This window comes from Bartonella sp. MM73XJBT.G, assembly GCF_028618435.1.
Taxonomy (GTDB): domain Bacteria; phylum Pseudomonadota; class Alphaproteobacteria; order Rhizobiales; family Rhizobiaceae; genus Bartonella.
The window spans coordinates 1-4,150 of the sequence record NZ_JAQISW010000049.1 but is presented as its reverse complement, the minus strand read 5'-3'; the positions used below and the strand labels follow the sequence as shown (position 1 = coordinate 4,150).

The following is a 4,150-nucleotide window of genomic DNA, read 5'->3' as shown; positions in this document are numbered from 1 at the left end:
GGGTGGGCGTGGTGCGTGAGGGGGAAAGATTGGCGCGCAGTTGCTTGATTTCTAGGGGATGGAGAAAATGGAAAAGATGAGAGGTGGGATTGCTGAGTGCGACACGCAAAGCGTCTGTTGAGAGGCAAAACAAAAATGAGACGGGGAAGAATGGGATCTTGTGCAGGGTTGATGAGGGGAAAATTCCATAAAAAGGTAAGTTTGAAAATGGGTGTTGAAGGAGGCATCAGAGACTTGAGTGTGAGAAGTGTTGCTTGGGGAAAATGGTGGTGCTTGGGTTATGGTATCTCAATGCGGGGAGATACAGTTCAAAATGCTTGAAAATGTGCGGTGTTCTTCATATTTTGAGAAAGTTTTTTTACAAAAGGAGTGAGAGACTACCAAGAGAATATAAAGGGTATGGCCATAATCGCCAAGGCTGTCATTATAGTCAATAAATAGGCTGGAACCTTAAAGCGAAAACGCCAAAGGATATTGATTGGAATGGACATGATCGTCGTTATGATGAAGCCTACGATAAACCATTGCAGAGATAATCCTATGATATTGATCTCATTTCTATTCAAACGATCTTGCTCTAATTCTTCTCTTAAAACACAAGCGATAATAGAAAAACCACGATAAACAGGAAACTCTTTACTTGGACAAGAAGTAACGGAAAATTTTTCAAGCTTTGACCATTCTTCTTCTTGTTCTATTTCCAATCGCTTCTTTTCTATTTTTTGTCTTATATATTCTTTTGAAATACAATTGATCGGAGAAGTCCCTCCAACGAAAAATCCATCTTTTGGACAGTTACTCTTTGCGTGATGCGTGAATAAAATAGCGCTTATTGCTATAGCGAATAAAATAAAGGGTTTAAACATGGGGCTTTATCGTCTTTTGTTGCTAACGTGCTTTTATAAGTGATTTCTGTTTAAAAGATCAATCTGTGTCATTTTTGTGTTAAAAATATGCACATAAACGTGTTTATGTGAAAACGGTGATCGTGATCATCTCGTATTCCAATAAGGGGGTGGTATTGGTTAAAACCTCGGCCTCAAGCGGGGGGGTATTGGTTGGAGAGGGGATTTTTCATGAAGCTAAGGGGGAGATGCAAGAAAAGAGGGGGATGTGCAATTGGGAATGTACGCTGTTCTTGGCGTGTTTTGGCGTGTTAATGTCAAAAGCGGTTTGCAGAGTGTTTGGGAGATTTAAGCGCGTAGACCGTTGATTTTAAAGTCATTAAAGCGCATGGTCTAAAGGAGAGAAGGCTAGGAATGAAGCCGATGGAGGCTCAAAGGGAAAAGATTGATGCTTAATGGGCAAGAAGAATAAAATGGTGCTGCGAGAGAGGATTGAACTCTCGACCTCTCCCTTACCAAGGGAGTGCTCTACCACTGAGCTACCGCAGCCGTTTTCAATCATTGCGCTGTTTTGTGCCATATTGTCATAAAATAGGCAAGAGAACATTTGTATATTCTTGCAAGAAAACGTATCTTATGTCATGACAAGAGTGTTCTTATACTCTTAAACATATTTTAAAAAGACGTGAGTTGATTGGATAGAAGCTCAACACTGTTTAAAAGGTTGTGCCATGACACAGATGCATCAAAAACAAAAGCACGATGAAATCAATCCTCAAGAGGAAAAAGCAAAACGTCGTCAAGAAAGATTGGCGCAGCAGTTACGGCAAAACTTAAAACGTCGAAAAGAGCAAAGTCGAAAAAGAGCGCAGTCAGAGCTCTAAAATGCCAAAAATTTTTTTTAAGGCATTTTTGCAACCAAACGTCTCAATCATTTGTTCTCATCGTTAGAAGACGTTTTTAAAAAAACGATCAATAAAGCATAACTTTTCAAAAGGAGAAAAACCTTTGGAAGCGGTGGCGTAAAGGAAAAGAGGGAAAATACGATGGATGCTATTCAAATTGTTGGTGGGGTAGAAATTAAAGGGACAATTCCTATTTCGGGAGCAAAAAATGCTGCTTTGCCTCTTATGATTGCGTCACTGTTGACAGAAGAAACGCTCACGCTAGAAAATATTCCGCATCTTGCTGATGTTGAGTTGCTTATTCGTATTCTCAATAATCATGGTGTAGGCTATGCTGTTGATGGACAAGAGCTTAATGATGATGGTGTTAATTCAAGAACAATCCATTTTAGCGCGCAAAAAATAGCCACAACACGCGCATCTTACGAATTGGTGAGAAAAATGCGGGCAAGCTTTTGGGTGATTGGACCGCTGCTTGCTCGATGCTGCGAGGCTTATGTTTCGCTTCCTGGAGGATGTGCGATTGGAACAAGACCTGTTGATTTTATTCTCGAAGGGCTGAAAAGTTTAGACGCTCATATTGCCATTGAAAATGGATATGTTCATGCAAAAGCCCCAAAGGGATTAAAAGGGGCGCATTACCGTTTTCCTAAAGTCACGGTCGGGGGAACGCATGTATTGTTGATGGCAGCCTCAATGGCAAAGGGAACAACCATTCTTGAGAATGCGGCTTGTGAACCAGAAGTCACAAATCTTATTCGAACCTTAAACGCGATGGGGGCTCAAATAACCGGTGAAGGTACAACAACGCTTACCATTGAAGGGGTGAAAAAACTCAAAGGAACAAGAATACGCGTTATTGCGGATCGAATTGAAGCGGGAACATATGCAATGGCTGTAGCAATAGTGGGGGGAGATGTCTTTCTTAAAAATGCCAATCCTAATCATCTTACAACAGTGCTGAAGGTTCTGCAAAAAACAGGGCTTGAGATTCAAATAGAGCCGCAAGGAATTCACGTGAAGCGAAATCCAAAAAACACAAAAATTATGCCCGTTGATATTAAAACAGGACCTTATCCGGCTTTTCCAACCGATCTTCAAGCGCAATTTATGGCGCTGATGACACGCGCTGAAGGAATTTCCCATATCACGGAGACGATTTTCGAAAATCGTTTTATGCATGTTCAAGAACTTAACCGTTTAGGGGCACAGATAAAACTCGACGGTGAGAGGGCAACCGTCTATGGAACAGAAAAGTTGCAAGGCGCCCCTGTGATGGCAACTGATTTGCGTGCTTCTGTCTCTCTGGTGATTGCGGCATTGGCAGCAAAGGGTGAAACAATCGTCAATCGTGTTTATCATCTTGATCGTGGCTTTGAGAGGTTGGAAGAAAAATTATCCCGATGTGGAGCGAAAATTCAACGGATAACGGTGTGACCCTGCTCAAAGGATATGGCTTGAATGTTTGTTGTTTGGGGTATGCGCTTCATAACACGGGGCATTTCTCATATCACGGAGATGATTTTCGAAAATCATTTTATGCACCTCTAAGAACGCAACCGTTTGAGAGCACAGATAAAATGCGATGGCGAGAGAGCAACTCATGGAACATAAGAAATTGCAAGGAACATGAAAAGTTGCAAGGCGCCCCTGTGATGGCAACTGATTTGCTTGGCTTTTTGTCTCTCTGGTGATTGCGGCCCCTTTATTTTATTAATAGTGGCAGCAAAGGGTGAAACAATCGTCAATCGTGTTTATCATCTTGATCGTGGCTTTTTAGAGGTTGGAAGAAAAATTATCCCGATGTGGTGCGAAAGTTCAACGGATAACGGTGTGACCCTGCTCAAAGGGTATGGCTTGAATGTTTGTTGTTTGGGGGGCCATGTGTTAAGGTGTATGTTGAGGCATATTTTTAGGTGTATTTTTGTGGGGGTTGAAGGATTGTTCGTCTTCTCAATAAATTGCTGGTTTTCCCTTATGGTTTTGGAGAGTGCGCATAAGAGGCTGAGAGAGATCTCTTAAAAAAAGCAATTTTGTGTTTGATTTCTTGAGAGATGAAAACATTCCTTTAAATTTTATTGCTAATCTTCTTCAATTCCTTTATCAATAGACCTTGTGACTTTGGTCGTATACGCAACGATCAAGAGGGTCTGAAAGCCCTAAGGTTCGATCATAAGAATTAATCCACTTTTGTGGATATCCCGGAGTTCCGGGAGTTTTTGCTATGTCCAGGTGCGCAGCACTAAAAGCAAAAAAAGCTGATTCGAACTCAGTACTTTCAGACTCCCGGAATACTTATGCGAGGGCGCTCGCAACCGGAGGGGGAACCTGAAGTGAAAGCTAAAAATCCACATTCTAACGATATTTTGATAGGCAAAAGAATTCGTTTGAGACGAGAAA

Annotated in this window: 4 protein-coding genes, 1 tRNA gene and 1 pseudogene; 4 read left to right on the top strand and 2 right to left on the bottom strand. The window is 41.5% G+C overall.

Translation table 11 applies throughout. The annotated features are described in order from the left end of the window. Window positions 1–96 precede the first annotated feature (96 nt). Window positions 97–321, top strand: coding sequence for a hypothetical protein (locus PVV59_RS09470; RefSeq protein WP_273755838.1), 225 nt, complete (start codon window positions 97–99; stop codon window positions 319–321). A 56-nt stretch (window positions 322–377) separates the two neighbouring features. On the opposite strand, the gene PVV59_RS09465 is transcribed toward PVV59_RS09470, so the two are convergent. Then, complete coding sequence (locus tag PVV59_RS09465; RefSeq protein ID WP_273755837.1) at window positions 378–866, bottom strand: hypothetical protein; 489 nt, start codon at window positions 864–866, stop codon at window positions 378–380. Window positions 867–1,319: 453 nt separating this feature from the next. Then, window positions 1,320–1,394, bottom strand: a tRNA-Thr gene (locus tag PVV59_RS09460). Window positions 1,395–1,576: 182 nt separating this feature from the next. On the opposite strand from PVV59_RS09460, the gene PVV59_RS09455 reads away from it, so the two are divergent. From PVV59_RS09455 to PVV59_RS09950, 3 genes and pseudogenes are all read left to right on the top strand, one after another. Beyond that, complete coding sequence (locus tag PVV59_RS09455; RefSeq protein ID WP_273755836.1) at window positions 1,577–1,729, top strand: hypothetical protein; 153 nt, start codon at window positions 1,577–1,579, stop codon at window positions 1,727–1,729. A 162-nt stretch (window positions 1,730–1,891) separates the two neighbouring features. After that, on the top strand, window positions 1,892–3,187 hold the full coding sequence (gene murA / locus PVV59_RS09450) for a UDP-N-acetylglucosamine 1-carboxyvinyltransferase (protein ID WP_273755835.1): 1,296 nt from the start codon (window positions 1,892–1,894) through the stop codon (window positions 3,185–3,187). Window positions 3,188–3,229: 42 nt separating this feature from the next. Beyond that, window positions 3,230–3,587: pseudogene (locus PVV59_RS09950) on the top strand (hypothetical protein); the annotation flags it as partial. Window positions 3,588–4,150: the final 563 nt, after the last annotated feature.

Bases quoted from the DNA above. Each gene is read 5' to 3' on its own strand.
- murA (WP_273755835.1), top strand. From the start codon at position 1,892: ATGGATGCTATTCAAATTGTTGGTGGGGTAGAAATTAAAGGGACAATT.
- PVV59_RS09465 (WP_273755837.1), bottom strand. From the start codon at position 866: ATGTTTAAACCCTTTATTTTATTCGCTATAGCAATAAGCGCTATTTTA.
- PVV59_RS09455 (WP_273755836.1), top strand. From the start codon at position 1,577: ATGACACAGATGCATCAAAAACAAAAGCACGATGAAATCAATCCTCAA.